At 63.7% G+C, this 14,951-nt stretch carries 15 protein-coding genes and 2 pseudogenes; 7 read left to right on the top strand and 10 right to left on the bottom strand.

Annotation, left to right across the window (positions count from 1 at the left end; genetic code table 11):
* Nucleotides 1-165: 165 nt before the first annotated feature.
* Nucleotides 166-288, top strand: a complete 123-nt coding sequence (locus C7I87_RS36410) for a hypothetical protein (protein WP_281409041.1) — start codon at nt 166-168, stop codon at nt 286-288.
* Between the two features lie 18 nt (nt 289-306).
* Here the strand turns inward: C7I87_RS36410 and fghA are convergent.
* Nucleotides 307-1,142, bottom strand: a pseudogene (fghA, locus tag C7I87_RS04470) (S-formylglutathione hydrolase).
* Nucleotides 1,143-1,351: 209 nt separating this feature from the next.
* On the opposite strand from fghA, the pseudogene C7I87_RS04465 reads away from it, so the two are divergent.
* Nucleotides 1,352-1,609: pseudogene (locus tag C7I87_RS04465) on the top strand (ABC transporter permease); the annotation flags it as partial.
* 78 nt (nt 1,610-1,687) lie between these two features.
* Here C7I87_RS04465 and C7I87_RS04460 read toward each other — a convergent pair.
* The 6 genes from C7I87_RS04460 to C7I87_RS04435 are packed head-to-tail and all read right to left on the bottom strand — an operon-like array spanning nt 1,688 to nt 6,043.
* The gene (locus C7I87_RS04460; RefSeq protein ID WP_149903060.1) at nt 1,688-2,947 is read right to left on the bottom strand and encodes an ABC transporter substrate-binding protein; all 1,260 of its coding nucleotides are present in this window, start codon (nt 2,945-2,947) and stop codon (nt 1,688-1,690) included.
* Nucleotides 2,948-2,994: 47 nt separating this feature from the next.
* Nucleotides 2,995-3,426 carry a DUF4440 domain-containing protein gene (locus C7I87_RS04455; protein ID WP_149903059.1) on the bottom strand — a complete coding sequence of 144 codons (432 nt, stop codon included), beginning with the start codon at nt 3,424-3,426 and terminating at the stop codon, nt 2,995-2,997.
* On the bottom strand, nt 3,423-4,478 hold the full coding sequence (locus C7I87_RS04450) for an aldo/keto reductase (RefSeq protein WP_149903058.1): 1,056 nt from the start codon (nt 4,476-4,478) through the stop codon (nt 3,423-3,425). Before C7I87_RS04450 ends, C7I87_RS04455 begins: the two co-directional genes overlap by 4 nt.
* Nucleotides 4,475-4,828 (bottom strand): TIGR04076 family protein, encoded by a 354-nt coding sequence (locus tag C7I87_RS04445; protein ID WP_149903057.1) that lies wholly within the window; start codon nt 4,826-4,828, stop codon nt 4,475-4,477. The genes C7I87_RS04450 and C7I87_RS04445 overlap by 4 nt, the downstream gene beginning before the upstream one ends.
* Complete coding sequence (locus tag C7I87_RS04440) at nt 4,821-5,312, bottom strand: DUF3830 family protein (RefSeq protein ID WP_149903056.1); 492 nt, start codon at nt 5,310-5,312, stop codon at nt 4,821-4,823. Before C7I87_RS04440 ends, C7I87_RS04445 begins: the two co-directional genes overlap by 8 nt.
* The gene (locus tag C7I87_RS04435) at nt 5,309-6,043 is read right to left on the bottom strand and encodes a GntR family transcriptional regulator (protein WP_149903055.1); all 735 of its coding nucleotides are present in this window, start codon (nt 6,041-6,043) and stop codon (nt 5,309-5,311) included. Before C7I87_RS04435 ends, C7I87_RS04440 begins: the two co-directional genes overlap by 4 nt.
* Nucleotides 6,044-6,170: 127 nt before the next feature.
* Here C7I87_RS04435 and C7I87_RS04430 point away from each other — a divergent pair, with 127 nt between their 5' ends.
* The 5 genes from C7I87_RS04430 to C7I87_RS04410 are packed head-to-tail and all read left to right on the top strand — an operon-like array spanning nt 6,171 to nt 10,906.
* Nucleotides 6,171-6,971: an ABC transporter ATP-binding protein gene (locus C7I87_RS04430; protein ID WP_149903054.1), complete on the top strand. Its 801-nt coding sequence runs from the start codon at nt 6,171-6,173 to the stop codon at nt 6,969-6,971.
* Nucleotides 6,968-7,714: an ABC transporter ATP-binding protein gene (locus C7I87_RS04425; protein WP_149903053.1), complete on the top strand. Its 747-nt coding sequence runs from the start codon at nt 6,968-6,970 to the stop codon at nt 7,712-7,714. Before C7I87_RS04430 ends, C7I87_RS04425 begins: the two co-directional genes overlap by 4 nt.
* On the top strand, nt 7,711-8,619 hold the full coding sequence (locus tag C7I87_RS04420) for a branched-chain amino acid ABC transporter permease (protein ID WP_149903052.1): 909 nt from the start codon (nt 7,711-7,713) through the stop codon (nt 8,617-8,619). The genes C7I87_RS04425 and C7I87_RS04420 overlap by 4 nt, the downstream gene beginning before the upstream one ends.
* Nucleotides 8,616-9,599 carry a branched-chain amino acid ABC transporter permease gene (locus tag C7I87_RS04415; RefSeq protein WP_188393725.1) on the top strand — a complete coding sequence of 328 codons (984 nt, stop codon included), beginning with the start codon at nt 8,616-8,618 and terminating at the stop codon, nt 9,597-9,599. Before C7I87_RS04420 ends, C7I87_RS04415 begins: the two co-directional genes overlap by 4 nt.
* Nucleotides 9,596-10,906, top strand: a complete 1,311-nt coding sequence (locus C7I87_RS04410) for an NAD(P)/FAD-dependent oxidoreductase (protein WP_149903051.1) — start codon at nt 9,596-9,598, stop codon at nt 10,904-10,906. Before C7I87_RS04415 ends, C7I87_RS04410 begins: the two co-directional genes overlap by 4 nt.
* A gap of 225 nt (nt 10,907-11,131) precedes the next feature.
* On the opposite strand, the gene C7I87_RS04405 is transcribed toward C7I87_RS04410, so the two are convergent.
* From C7I87_RS04405 to C7I87_RS04395, 3 genes are read right to left on the bottom strand one after another with little or no spacing between them, the layout of a single operon-like run.
* Entirely contained in the window at nt 11,132-12,331 is a 1,200-nt protein-coding gene (locus tag C7I87_RS04405) for a mandelate racemase/muconate lactonizing enzyme family protein (protein ID WP_149903050.1), read from the bottom strand.
* Nucleotides 12,332-12,345: 14 nt separating this feature from the next.
* Nucleotides 12,346-13,704 (bottom strand): mandelate racemase/muconate lactonizing enzyme family protein, encoded by a 1,359-nt coding sequence (locus tag C7I87_RS04400; RefSeq protein WP_149903049.1) that lies wholly within the window; start codon nt 13,702-13,704, stop codon nt 12,346-12,348.
* 58 nt (nt 13,705-13,762) lie between these two features.
* The gene (locus tag C7I87_RS04395) at nt 13,763-14,929 is read right to left on the bottom strand and encodes a mandelate racemase/muconate lactonizing enzyme family protein (protein ID WP_149903048.1); all 1,167 of its coding nucleotides are present in this window, start codon (nt 14,927-14,929) and stop codon (nt 13,763-13,765) included.
* Nucleotides 14,930-14,951 lie beyond the last annotated feature (22 nt).

The raw sequence follows: 14,951 nt of genomic DNA, 5'->3' as shown, positions 1-14,951 counted from the left end.
CACCGGTGGGGAAGGCACCCTCTCCCAAGAGTGCCGTTAGCCTCCCAGCGATTTCGACTTCGATCCCGCCGATCCTTGATGGATCTCGAAACACCGTGACAGGTTCGCCAATGCGGCTACAAGAACCCGTTCCACTTCTCGCGGCAGATATCCGAACAGTTCGGCATGTCGCCGCGCGGCGTGCGCGCTAACAAAGGCTACAGGCTGACCAGCGACATAGCCGAAGGCGCGGCCGACACCGCCTATGGGATGGCCTTGCCGGACTCAAACTCGATCCTGACGGAGTGAGCGGCCCCTGGCATGCTCCTACTTGGCCAGGCGCGCGGCGTGCCACTTCAAATGGTCGCCCATGAAGGTCGAGATGAAATTGTAGGAATGATCGTAGCCTTCCTGCATGCGCAAGGTCAGCGCGATGCCGGACTTCTTGCAGGCGTCGTCCAGAAGCCATGGCCGCAGGCCGTCCTTGAGGAAGCCGTCGGCGGTGCCCTGATCGACCAGGAATTCGCCGAAGCGGTGCCCGTCTTCGATCAACGCCGTGGCGTCGTAGGCGCGCCAGGATTTCTCGTCCTTGCCGAGATATTTTTCCAGGGCCGGCCGCGACCAGTCTGCCGTCATCGGCTGAACGATCGGTGAGAAGGCCGAGCAGCTCCTGAAGTGCTCGGAGTTCTTCAGCGCGATGGTCAGCGCACCATGCCCACCCATGGAATGGCCAAAAATCGACTGGCGCGCCATGTCGGCGGGGAACCGACCGGCGATCAGGGCCGGCAGCTCGTCGACGATATAGGAGTACATCCGGTAGTTCCTGGCGAAGGGCTCCTGCGTCGCGTCGACATAGAAGCCGGCGCCCGAGCCGAACTGCCAATTGTCCTTTTCGTCGGCGACACCCTCGCCGCGTGGGCTGGTGTCGGGGCAGACCACGATCAGGCCGAGCTCGGCCGCCAGGCGCCGGTATTCGCCCTTGTCCTGACATTGGCATGGGTGCAGGTGAGGCCCGACAGATACCAAAGCACCGGCACCGGGCCATCCTTGGCCTGCGGCGGCACGAAGACGGCAAAGGTCATGTCGCAGGCGCAGGCTTCGGAGGCGTGCGCATAAACACCTTGCACACCGCCATGCGACTTGGACGTGGAAACGACTTTCATCTGCTCTGCCTTCTCGTCAGGAAATCCCGGCCCGGCATAGCGGCCGGATGCATCGCTCGCAACCGCGTGTCGCACAAACAGTCCCGGCGCCGTTATCGAGGTGCACCCCGATAACGCCGCCGGGAGACGCCAGGCTTTGGGAACACGTTGACCTGGCCGGGAGGCTGGAGGCCAACGAAAAGCCAGACGTTCCGTGGCCGGCAATTTTTGGCTGGATCGCGCTGGCGCTGGTGGTCTTCGCCACATGGCGGCCGCTGCGCATCCTGCTTGGCGCCTGGCTGTTCGGCGGCATCACGATCCTGCAGCTGCAGGGCCAGGCTTTGGGATTGGAAGTGCCGTCGGAGTTGCTGTCGGCCCTGCCCTACCTGGCGACCATCATCGTGTTGGTGCTCATCTCACGGAATCGCCAGATGCTGGCGCTGCACTTCCCGGCATCGCTTGCAAAGCCCTTCCGCCCTGCCGGTTAGTCCGGCGGAAGGCAGGTACCTGCCCGGCGTCGATCCCAGCGAAAAAGGGGGATCGCGCCGGGGCAAGGTCTCGCCGGCCTACTGAAGCTTTGCCTGCAGCGCGTTGACGTCGTCGGTGGTCATCTCACCGTCGGTGGTCACCTTTCCGTCAACGATCTTCCACAGCCGGAACGGGCCGGTGATGTCGCCAAATTTGTCGAAGGCGACAGGGCCGATGACGCCTTCGTAACGGATCGGCTTGCCGTCCTTGATCAGGCCGAGCGCCTTGGCGAATTCTTCCTTGCCGGCATAGATCGGCGTGCCGGCCGGATCGACCGCCTTGTACATGGCGTCCTTGATCTTGGCCGGGTCCTCGGACCCGGCAATCGCGATGGCGAGCCCGACAATGGCGCCGGCATCATAGGAGCGGTCGGCCGCGGGATTTGACGGCTCGATGCCGGAAAACGCCTTGTAGTTCTTCATGAAGTAGTCGGTGGAAGCCGTCGGGCTGGTGCCGGAGGACGTGCCATAGGCATCCTTCAGATAGTCGGCGCCGACTGACTCGATGAAGTCAGGGCTGTTCATGCCGTCATTGAGCAGGAATTTCTGCACGCCGCCTTGCGAAATCCAGGTGCGGGCGATGGTAGCGCCATCGACTGGCGTGCTGACTAGATAGAGCCCATCGGGCTCTCCCCCCATCGCCGCCGTCACCTCCGAGGCATAGCTCGACTGCTTCTCATTATAGGGCGTATCGGAAACGATGGTGCCGCCGAGCGCCTTATAGGCGCGCGAGAACTCAGTCACCATGTTGACGCCGAAATCGTTGTTGACGTGGATGATCGACAGCTTCTTGAAGCCCCTGTCGATGGCGTATTTGGCGGCAGCCACGCCCTGCAGCGCGTCCGAGGTGATGGTGCGGAAGAAGATGCCGTTGGTCTTGCCCTCGCGGCCGAGTGCGGTCAGCGTCGGCGAGGATGAAGCGGGCGACACCTGGACGATCTTGGCCGGTGCCGTAACCGACGTAAGGATCGGGATCGACACCGATGAGATGATACCGCCGATGATGACCGGCACCTTCTTGACCTGCACCAGCTGGGTTGCGGCGTCGACCGCGATGTTGCCCTGGCTCTGGCTGTCGCGCGTATCGGTGACGAGGTCGCAGCCGCGCACGCCACCGGCTTCGTTGATGTCGCGGAAGGCCATTTCGACCGACTTGGCGCCAGCCTGGCCGTATTCGCCGGCCGGGCCGGTCAGTTCCATGACAAGGCCGACGGTGATCTTGCAGTCGGCGGCGTGTGCAGCACCTGCCATCGTCACGAGAGCAAGCGCGGTGGTGAGTTGTAGCATCGTCTTTCTCATTGTTGTTCCCCTTGAGTTACACGAACTGGTTTGACGTCTGGAAAGTGTCAGTGTTCCGGCACCTGCAGCCAGGTTTCATGCAGATGTCGCCATTCGACGCCGTTGGGCGCCGATGTACTGGTGGTGAAGACGGCACTCGACTGGCGACGACTGCGCTTGCCGCCGCGCAGCTGCGCCTCGACGTAGAGGACGACGATCGTATCGGCGGTCTGCCAACCGGGCCGGATATCCTCGATCGAGATGGCAAAGCCGTCGTCGCAGGTGGCGCGGCTGGAGCGGACGTGATCGACGACCGCATCACGATCAAGGACATGGCCGTCCGGCGGAACCATGCTGAAGCCGTCACCCATGGCGGTTTCGAAGCGACGGAAATCGACTTTGTCGGCGCGCGCGGCGACGAACCAGTCGACGAAGAACCGATGCAGATCCATGACCTCGGCACTGGCCCTTGAAAACAGCGTCGTGTTGATGGCGCTCATGTCCGGCCTGCATTCAGATTGTAGTGCATGATCGAGCCGTGGCGGCCATGGCGGTCACGCTCCAGCGTGTAGACGTCGCCCTCGGGGCCGTGGCTTTGCGCGATCACGGCGGCGATCTTGGCCCGGTCTCCGGCATCAAGTTCGACGGCCATGATTTTCGCATTGGCCAGCGCATGGGCCTGGTTGCGGGCGCCGACAATGACGGCCGCCACTTGCGGTTGCTCCAGCACCCAGGCGCTGGCGATGGTGGCGACGTCGACTCCGTGGCGGTCGCCGACAGCCTTCAGTGCCCAAAGCAGCTGCTGGAACAGGTCCCAGCCGCCGAAATCGTCGATGATCAGCTTGTATTTGACCAGCGAGCGGTTTTCGAGCGGTGTAGCGGGTTCGGCCACGCCGAGCCATTTGTCGCTGAGGAAGCCACCGGCCACCGAGCCGTAGCAGAGGAAGCTGACGCCGTTTTTCGCGGCGAGTGCGGCAAGGCTGTTCGCAGGGCGTTGGTCAAGCACTGAATATTGCAGTTGCTGGCTGACCAGCGGGATGCCGGCGGCCAGGATTTCGGCAAGCCGAGGCGTGTCGAAATTGGTGGTGCCGAGATTGCGCACCTTGCCCTCGAGCCGAAGCTCGTTGAGCCAGCCCATCGCCTCGACATAGCCGGCCATCGCATAATCCCACCAGTGGAACTGCACGAGGTCGAGCCGCTCGGTCTTCAGCCGCCGCAGCGACTGGTCGACAATGCCTCTGATGTAATCGCGGCTGATGGTGGCCAGCCGCTCGAGGTCGGGCACCAGCTTGGTGTGCACCTTCATTTTGGCCGCGGCATCGAGGCCGCGTTCGTTCGCCAGCCGCAGGCGTGCCGCGCCGATCAGTTCCTCTACGCCGGTGTAGATGTCGGCACAATCATAGGTCCAGATGCCGGCATCGAAGGTGGCGATCAGGTCGGTCACCGCTTGGCTGCGATCGATGGCGCCATGGCCGCCGGCCAGTTGCCAGCCTCCGCGGATGACGCGCGAGATGGTGTAGCCGGGGCCGAGCTCGAAGGTCTTGGCGGTCATCTCTCGTCATTCTCCTCCGGCAGCGGCACGGCCGTGGTTTCGGCATGGCTGAACCGCCGCTTGGCCAACCTGACGATCCGCAGCCGGCTGGCGCAATTGGGATCGGGACAGGCGATCTCGGCGTCCGATGTCATCCAGTCGTTGCGGTCTGTCGAGCGCTGCTTTGCAGGCAGCAGCGGCAACACGGCGGCAAGCGAGTAGATCGAAAACCCCTGCCCGGCAGGCATCGACAGCATCTCACCCCTGAGCTCGAAATAATCGCCGGCCTTGGCGCCGCAATAGATCGGCTTGCCGTCGGGGATGACCGCCTCGACGCGAAGATCGAAAAGCTCGAAACTGTCGTCAGCCATTTGAGGCCTCCACCAGGCTGAAGGTGATGTCGCAGGCGCCGTTGCGGCGGATCACCCCGCATGCGGCGGCGAACTGATCGCGCTCCTCGGCAACCACCTGCGCCACCACGCTGCCGGCCAGCCAACCGATCGGGAACAGTAGCCGCGCCCCTTGCCCGTAGAACAGGCCGATGTCGAAAATGGCATTGGGATTGCCGCCCCACATGCGCTGCGGCACGTAGGATAGCCCGATATCGCCGGGCTGCGGCGTCAGCGTCGCGTTTTCCGCCGGCAACGGCCTGGCATAGGTTTGGCCTTCAAGATCGGCGGCGGGAACCGGACAGGAAATCTCAGGTCCCGTCCACATGGCGTGGATGCCGGGGACCACGCGTGGCGTAGCTAGATATGCCGTGAGAAAGGCAGCGTTTTCTGGTGCCTTCTCTGGCAGCAACAGCGCCGTGACGGAGAGCTTCGAGCGCGGTTCGCTGATCCTGATGGAGGTCATGTCTGGTCTCTCGCGGCGGCGGTTTGCAGCTTGCTGCGCAGGAAGGTGAAGGGCCGGCTGATGTCGGCGACCAGCGCTTCGCGCGCCGCCTGCGCGTCCTGTGTGGCCAGCGCCTCGACGATGCGGCGGTGATACTGCGCGGTGTCGACCTCGCCGGCTTCCGAGAAGGCGTATATGGCGACGCGAATGCAAGGCCCCGATTGCAGCCACAGGCTCTCGATCATCGGGATCAGAACGGCCGAGCCGCAGGAGCGATAGATCTCGAAGTGAAAACTCTGGTTGAGCGTCACTTCGCGGTCGACATCCTTCTTGTGTTTCAGCGCCCGCATCTCGTCCCATTCGGCCAGAATGGTCTCGATGGTCGCGATCTGGCGCGACCCCATGCGCGCGGCGGCAAGCGCGATCGCTTCGCCCTCGATCAGGATGCGGGCCCGCAAGAGATCGTCGAGGCGTTCCAGCGTGATCGGCGGCACGCGCACAGACCGGTTGGGCAGCGCCTCCAGGGCCTTTTCGGTGATCAGCCGTCCCAGCGCCTCGCGTACCGGCATGGTCGAGGTGACCAGCGCATCCGCAAGGCCACGGATCGTCAGCACCTGGCTCGGCTCGAACAGGCCGCCGATCAAGGCGCGCCGCAATTCGGAATAGACGCGATCCTGCACCGTTTCGCGGCCGACCGGCGCAAGCTGGGCGGCGATCGCCTCGTTGTTCTTTTCGATGGCAGCCTTTTGCATGGAATTCCGTCGTTGGCGGGTTTTCGGCTTGCGGTCGGAATTAAAGCCGAATAGCGTGATCAAAGCAAGTGTGATCACAAATCAAAAATCAGGAGGCGACGATGATCGTCTTCGACCCGAGGGTTTGATGAGCGAGGCAGCGGAAAGGCAGGGGAAGGAGACCCGTGCGCCGGTTCTGACGGCACGCAATGTCGTCAGGCGTTTCGGCGGCCTTGTCGCCGTCAACGATGTCTCGTTCGATGTCAAAGCGGGCGAAATCCTTGGCCTGATCGGACCGAACGGCGCCGGCAAGACGACAATGTTCGACCTACTCGCCGGCAGCATCCTGCCCACCGGCGGCGAGATTCTTCTCAATGGCGTGCGCGTCTCCGGCGAGGCCGCCCATCTGCGCATCGGCCGCGGCCTTGGCCGCACCTTCCAGATTCCGCGCCCGCTACCCAATCTGACGCTGATCGAAAACATCATGCTTGCGGCACAGGGCCAGGCCGGCGAAAGGCTGCTCGCCAATTTCGTCACGCCATGGCGGGTGGCGGCGCAGGAAAGAGCCGCCCGGACAAAGGCGCTCGAACTGCTGGAACTCGTCACGCTCACCCATCTCGCCCATGAGCCGGCACGCGTGCTGTCCGGCGGCCAGCGCAAGCTGCTCGAGCTCGCCCGCGTCATGATGGCCAACCCGGCGATCATCCTGCTCGACGAACCGGCAGCCGGCGTCAACGCGACGCTGCTCGAAGTCATCATCGACCGCATCCGCGAGATCAACGCGCTCGGCATCACCTTCCTGCTGATCGAGCACAACATCGACATGGTGACGCGGCTCTGCCATCGCGTCCTCGTCATGGCGAGCGGCCAGTTGCTGAGCGAAGGCACAGCCGAGGAGGTCGCCCGCGATCCGCGCGTCATCGAGGCCTATCTCGGAGGCACCGCATGAGCGAGACCGTCCTCGACGTCCGCAATCTCGAAGCCGGTTATGAACCTGGCGTGCCGATCGTGCGTGGCGCCTCGATCACGGTCAGAAAAGGTGAGATCGTCGTCGTCCTCGGTCCCAACGGCGCTGGCAAGTCGAGCTTCATCAAGGCGATCGCCGGCCTTGTCCCGATCACCGGCGGCACGGTGTTCCTGGACGGCAAGGACATCACCGCCGCGCCGGCCCACACCATGGTGCGGCTTGGCCTCGCCTTCGTGCCGCAGACCGAGAACATCTTTCCGCTGATGTCGGTCGAGGACAATCTCAGGGTCGCTTGCGGCATTCTCGATCGCCGCGATATCCCCGGTCGCATCGAGGAGATGTACGCCGCCTTCCCCGACCTCGTCCGCCAGCGGCGCACGGCAGCCGGCAATCTGTCGGGAGGCCAGCGGCAGATGCTTGCCGTCGCACGGGCGCTGATCGTCCACCCCAAGGTGCTGGTGCTCGACGAACCGTCGGCCGGCCTGTCGCCAAAGTTCGTCTCGATGGTGTTCGAGATGCTGGCCGGCATCCGCAAGTCCGGCGTCACAATCCTGCTGGTCGAGCAGAACGCTAAGGCAGCGCTTGCCATCGGTGACCGTGCCTACGTGCTGGTCGAAGGCAAGGACCGGCACCAGGGCATCGCCTCCGAACTGTGGAACGACCCGATCGTCGCCGAACTCTATCTCGGTCAGCGCCCCCAGCATCGGAAGGGAGGCATGGCATGAGCCTGCAATTCATCGTCGACGGATTGCTGACGGGCTCGATGATCGGCCTCGGCGCCATCGGCGTGACGCTCACCTATTCGATCCTGCGCTTCTCGAACTTCGCGCATGGCGACTTCATGGCCTGGGGCACCTATGCGACATTGGCCGTCGTCAGCACCATCGGCGCGACATTCGGCAAGGTAGCCCCGATCGCGCCGCTGTCCTTCGGTTGGCCGCTTCTTGTTGCGCTGGTCGTCGGCATGGTATTCACCGCTTTGCTGGCGCTGCTGCTCGACAAGGTGCTGTTTTCGCGGCTGCGGTCGCAAGGCCAGGCGATCATCGTGGTGATGGCGAGTTTCGGCGCCTCGATGGCGCTCAGGAGCCTGCTCGAATTCACTTTCACCTCGCGGCCGACCTATTTCAGCCGGGCGATCCAGATCGCCATGCCGGTCGGCTTCGGGATCCGCGTCACACCTGACCAGATCGCCCTGTTGCTGCTGACCGCCATACTCGTGCTCGGCGTGCATCTGCTGATGACACGCACGCAGACCGGCCGCTCCATGCAGGCGCTGAGCCAGAACGCGGCACTGGCCCGCATCGTCGGCATCGACGTCGCCAGCGTGGTCTGTGTCACCTGGATCGTCGGCGGCGCATTGGCCTGCGTGGCCGGCGTGATGATCGGCATCCTGGTGCAGATCCGCCCGTTCATGGGCTTCGACATGCTGCTGCCGATGTTCGCAGCCGCCATTTTGGGCGGCATCGGCAGCATCCCAGGTGCGGTGCTCGGTGGCCTGATCATCGGGCTCGCCGAAGCCGGCGCGGTGCAACTGATCGGCGCCGAATGGCGCGCCGCCGTTTCCTTCATCATCTTGATGGCGGTGCTGTTCGTGCGGCCGATCGGCCTTTTCGGAGTTCGGGAGAGATGATCGATCTCATCGGCTATGGCGCCTTCTTTCTGACCACGGCGCTGATCTTCTCGCTGGTCACGCTGGGGCTCAATTTGCAATGGGGACTGACCGGCCTGTTCAATGTCGGCCTCGCTGGTTTTGTCGCCATCGGCGCCTATACCTCGGCGCTGCTGACGACCCCGGACGACCCCGCAAGGCTGGGCGGCTTCGGCCTGCCGATCCTCATCGGCTGGGCGGGTGCCATGGTGGTTGGCGGCATTGCCGCGGCACTTACCGGCATGGCCACACTGCGCCTCCGATCCGATTATCTGGCGATCACCACATTCGGCGTCGCCGTGGTCGTGCAACTGGTTGCGCTCAACGCGCAGAAGCTGACCGGCGGCCCGTTCGGCATAGGCTTCATCCCGCGCCCGTTCGGCAGCCTTGCGGAGACGCCGCTGCTGTTCAATCTGTCGAACCTTGCCGTTGTTTGCGCTGTGGCGCTGGTCGCCTATCTCGCCTTGGAACATCTGTCGCGCAGCCCCTGGGGCCGTGTGCTGAAGGCATTGCGGGAGGATGAGCGGGCGGCGATATCGCTCGGCAAGAGCGCGCGCTTCTACCGCGTCCAGGCCTTTGCCGTCGGCGGCGCCATCATGGCTCTGGCCGGTGCGCTGCAGGCGCACTTCACCGGCTTCATCGCGCCGGACAATTACCTGCCGATCCTGACCTTTCAGGTCTGGGTGATGCTGATTGTCGGCGGCTCTGGCAGCAATCTTGGCGCCGTCATCGGCAGCATACTGGTCTGGGCGATCTGGGCAGGGTCGGGCACGCTGACCAGCATGCTGTTTGCGCCCGAGCAGCAGGCACGCGCCGCCTCGCTGCAGATCGTCGCGATCGGCGTCATGCTCTGCGTCATTCTGCTGATCCGGCCAAATGGATTGTTCGGCGACATGCCGCGGCGACCACGCCTGGGCAAGCGGGCGAAGGCGGTCGCGGCCAAGAGCGGTTCCGGGTCATGAACGCAGTGGTCCGGCAAGAGGCGCATGACGCTTCGCTCTGGCACGCCGTCAGCCGCAACCGCCGCGACCGGCCGGCGCTGCAAGGGGGCTTGGATGTCGACTTAGCCATCGTCGGCGGCGGCTTTGTCGGCCTCTCAACGGCACTGCACGCAGCTGGGAGAGGATTGTCCGTCGCCGTCCTCGAAGCCGAAATCATCGCCTGGGGCGCGACCGGGCGGAACGCCGGTTTCGTCGTGCCGAACTTCGCCAAGATGGACCCGGACAGCATCCTTGCACATCTCGGCCCCGAGCGCGGCGAACGTCTGATCGATTTTGCCGCCGGCAGCGCCGACCTCGTATTCGAGCTGATCCGGCGGCACGGCATCGATTGCGACGCCGTGCGGAACGGATGGATCCAGCCGGCGCATTCGCCCGCCGCCTTCGAGAAGGTCAAATCGCGAGCCGGGCAATGGGCACGGCGCGGCCGGCCGGCTGTCATGCTGGATCGGCACGACGTCGAGGCTCTGACGGGCGCGCGCGGCTATGTCGGCGGCTGGATGGACCGTTCGGCCGGCGTACTCAATCCGGTAGCCTACGCACGAGGTTTGGCCGATGCGGCGGAGAAGGCCGGCGCACGCATCTTCGAACGGACGCGCGTCACATCGATCGATCGCGCGGCCGATGGTTGGTCACTGAAAACGCCCTCGGGTGCGGTGCGTGCGGCCAAGGTACTGGTCGCCACCAACGCCTATGGCGGACCGCTCAGCCCGACGCTGCGGCGAACTTATTTTCCGCTGAAGATCTTCCAGATCGCGACCGCGCCGCTGCCGCGCGACATCCGCAGCCGCCTCCTGCCCGGCGGGCAAGGCGTCGGCGACACCAGACGCAATCTTTTCACCTTCCGCTTCGACGCCGACAACCGGCTGATCAGCGGCGGCATGCATATTTTCGAGCCCGGCGCTGATGCGCGGGTGCCGCAAGCGATCCGGCGGCGCCTTGCCCGGCATCTCGACCTGCCCGACCTGCCGGCGCTTGCCTTTAGCTGGTCGGGGATAGCAGCCGTTGATCCAGATTTCCTGCCGCGCCTCGTCGACCTCGGGGCAGGCTTGATCGCCGGCTTTGCCTGCAATGGGCGCGGCATCGCTATGACCACGGCGATGGGCAAGGTGCTGGCGGACTGGGCAAGCGGGGCGAATGCCCGAGACTTGCCGCTTCCCTTCGGTCCGCCGTCGCCGATCCCGCTGCACAGCGTGGTCCGCTATGCGCCGAACATGCTGCTCCCCTGGAGCATGCTGCGCGACCGGCTCGACCATGCAAGCAAAGGTTAGTTCGGTAGCGGGCCGGGGAAAAGTGCTGCCGCCAAAGCGCATGGAAGGTGCGTGTGACGCCTGTATCAACAGCAACAATCCCACTCGAGTTTTTTTCACCCGGGCAGCTAAAGCAAAGGCCGAGCGGGACAGCATTGAAGCGCACATTGCCGCCGAAACCACTCTGTCGCGGCTGGTTTCTCGCCTTGGAGCAGACGACAAGCGCTCATCTCCGCTCGATGTTAATCAGTCGAAGAACCCGGCATCCTCCGCCAGCAAATATTTCTTGGCGCCTTGGGCGTCGATGTCTAGGCCGAGCCCAGGGGCTTCGAGCACATCGATCATCGAATCCTTAACGATCTGCTTGGGCAGGCCGATGACGATGTCGTTCCACCAGGGGTCCGAGGCGCTGGGATATTCGAACGCCACGTAGTTGGCGGGCAAGGTGGCACAGACATTGATCAGCGCGCCGAGGCCGAGGAGCCCGTTCGCAGTGCCGTGCGGCGCCATCAGGATCGAGTGCATGTAAGCGTGCTCGGCGACCCATTTGAGTTCGGCAATGCCGCCAATGTCGGCAGGATCGGGGCCGATCACGCGCACCGCTTGCGTCTCGATCAACTCCTTGAAATTGTGCCTGAGGTAGATCTGCTCGCCGGTATGGATTGGCGTCGAGGTGGAGGTGGTCAGCTCCCTATAGGCCTGCGGATTGACCCACGGCACATAGTCGCCGGTCAACATGTCCTCGAGCCACATCAGATTGTACTTCTCGACCGCGCGAGCGAATTTGATCGCATCGGGCAGCATCCAGCCCGGGCCGCAGTCGAGTGCCAGGCTGACCTTGTCGCCCAGCACTTCCTTCATCGCGATCACGCAGTCGAGCATGTGGTTGAAACCACGCTCGCTGATCACGCCCTGATCCATGGCGCCGTGATAGCCGGCCTTCTTCTGCGTCACGCCGTAATGGAAATCCTCGATGGTGTCCTTCATGTTGGAATGGAACGAGATGCCTTGCTTGACCATGAAGAAGTTCTGCGGCTGCTCCATCATCCATTTGACGTCAGCGGCGTAGTCCTCCGGCCGGTCGCCTGTGCGCTTCTGGCGGATCGAGCCATTGTAGACGCGCACCTTGTCGCGCACCTTGCCACCGAGCAGCTTGTATGCCGGCACGCCCGCGGCCTTGCCGGCGATATCCCAAAGCGCATGTTCGATCGCACTGACCGCCGCGCCATAGGGCTTGAAAGAGCCGCGTTGGCGGATCTTCAACATGACCCGCTCGACGTCGGTCGGATCCTCACCGATCAGCGCCTCGCGGAAATGCAGCACCCAAGGCTTGAGGTAGGTCTTGGTGAACTCGACTTCTCCCAGGCCATAGAGGCCTTCGTCGGTGACGACGCGAACGATGGGATGCTTGCCGATGACGGCACAGCGGAGGTCCGTGATCTTCATCTTCGGTTCTTTCTTCAGCTCCAGGTACGATCCCAGGAATATTCGTCGTCCCAGCGATCCGTGGGCAGCCAGACGCCGGTGACACCCGGCTGCAAGTGTTGGCTGATGACTTCATCGACCACGTCGTCGATGCCCAGCCCCGGCCTGTCCGGAACAGTGATGAAGCCGTCCTTCACCAGAGGCTTGGGAGGACCGGTGACGATGTCGTCCCACCAGTCCACTTCGACGCTGTGAAACTCGAGTGCCATGAAGTTTTCCGTCGCCACGGCGACATGCGCGGCGGCCATCGCGGCGATTGGGCTCTCCGCCATGTGGATGGCCATGGCGACGCCCCGGTCCTGGGCAGCGTCGCCGATCTTCTTGGTCTCAAGAATGCCACCCGAGGTGAGGAGGTCCGGGTGGATGACCGAGATGCCCGAGTTGAGCAACGGCTCGAAGCCTTCCTTGAGATAGATGTCCTCACCCGTGCAGATCGGCACGGACGTTGCTTCCTGCAGCCGCTGATACTGCTCGGTGTATTGCCACGGGATCACGTCTTCGAGCCAGGCCGGCGCATATTTCTCGATGCGCCGGGCAAGACGGATGCCGTCCTGCAGCGAGATGTGGCCGACATGGTCGATGGCGAGCGGAATCTCGTAGCCGATGACCTCGCGAACCTCGTGGATATATTGATCGAGCAGGTCGATGCCCTTTTCGGTAAAGTGCAGGCCGGTGAAGGGGTGGGGCACGTTCTGTGCCTCATAGGCGGCATTGCGCGCCCGGCGTTCGTCCAGCGTCTTCCCCCAACCGCGACCGACATGCGTGCGGAAACCGTCGAGCACGCCGGCCGGCGCGACCACCGCGCCCGGGATGTGGGAGATCTGCGCCAGCCCGAGGTCCATCTTGAGGAAGGTGAAACCGAGATCCATCCGCGCCTTGAGCCGCTTGCCGGTCTCGGCGCCGCTGGGCTTCTCGGCGTCGGTATCGCAATAGACACGCACCTTGTCGCGAAAACGTCCCCCAAGCATCTGGTAGATCGGCACGCCATAGGCCTTGCCGGCGAGGTCCCAGAGGGCGATTTCGACCGCCGAGACGCCGCCGCCCTGCCGGCCGTGCGCGCCGAACTGCTTGATCCGGCGAAACAGGCGATCGATGTCGCAAGGGTTCTCGCCGAGCAGCCGGCTCTTCAGCATCAGCGCGTAGGTCGCGCTGGCGCCATCGCGCACTTCGCCAAGCCCGACGATGCCCTGGTTGGTGTAGATCTTGAGCAGCGCCGAGGTGAACGGCGCGCCGACAATCTCGGCCACCCGCATGTCGGTGATGCGAAGCTCGGACGGCTTCGAGTTGGTGTTGACCCGGTTGAGGGCCTCGTCGGCTCCGTCCGTCTTTGGCATGACTTATCCTCGTTCTGGTCGGCGAGGCCTGGCGCCCCGCATGCTGGCGATGGCGTTGCTAGCCCAGTTCGATCTCATGGGCTTGCAGGTAGTCGCGGTTCATCTCGATGCCGAGGCCCGGCGTCGACCTCAGCTTGAGGCTGCCGTTCGAAACATCGAGCGGCCTGTCGATGAGATGATCGTACTTGCCCAAATTCCACTCCGAGGTTTCGAGTTTGTAGAAATTGGGAACGGTCATCATCACTTGCGCTCCCGCGACCACGTTGATCGGTCCCGCGGCGTCATGTGGCGAGACCGGGATGTAGTAGGCTTCGCATAGGGCGGAAATCTTCTTGAGCTCGGTAATGCCGCCGGTCCAGGTGACGTCAGGCATGATGTAGTCGGCGAGCTTGTTCTCGAGTACCGGCACGAAATCCCACTTTGTGTGGCCGCGCTCGCCCCAAGAAATGGCGGCACTGACCTTGTCGCGCACCTGTTTGAGGGCGTTAAGGCTCTCGGGCGGGCAAGGCTCCTCGAACCAGTCGATCTGGCCGGCTTCCTCGAGGCTGCGACAGAGGCGAATGGCGGTCGGAACGTCGAAGCGGCCATGCGCATCGATGAGGATGTCGACGTCAGGGCCCGCCGTTTCGCGGATCAGAGCCGTGAGTTCGGCGGCCTCGCGCTCGTCCTTGCGCGTCATGCTGCCATCGAGGTAGCCGTTCCGCTGTTCGCGCGACATGCCGTCGGCATCGCGACCCTGGTGAGGGAAAGGATCGAACTTGAGAGCAGTGTGTCCGGACTCGACGATATCCAGGATTTCGCGGACCACAGCATCCTTGCTGGTGAATTTGGCCTGGTTGGGATGGGTATAGAGCGCGATTTCATCGCGGACCGGTCCGCCCAACAGTTCGTAGACCGGCTTGCCCAAGACTTTGCCCCTGAGATCCCAGAGGGCTATGTCGATCGCGCTCACGCATTCGACCGCGGCGCCGCGGCTGCCCATATAGGTGAAGCTGCGGAAGATCTTGTGCCAGAGATACTCGATGCGCGCCGGATCCTCGCCTGTCACCGCGGCTCCGATCTGTCGAAGGATCGTGCAGAGGGCGCGGTTGGCGAGCCTGGTGGTGGTGGTGATCTCTCCCCAGCCGCTCACCCCCTCGTCTGTCGTCACCTCGACGAACAGGAATTCCCCCCAATAGGAAGCATCGGACTTGATCAGCCACGGCCGAACGCTCGTGATTTTCATTTCAACTACCTCAGTGTCAGTG

This window comes from Mesorhizobium sp. SARCC-RB16n (assembly GCF_008520305.1).
Classification (GTDB): domain Bacteria; phylum Pseudomonadota; class Alphaproteobacteria; order Rhizobiales; family Rhizobiaceae; genus Mesorhizobium.
The sequence above is the reverse complement of the archived record's forward strand: the minus strand, read 5'-3'. Positions and strand labels throughout refer to the sequence as shown.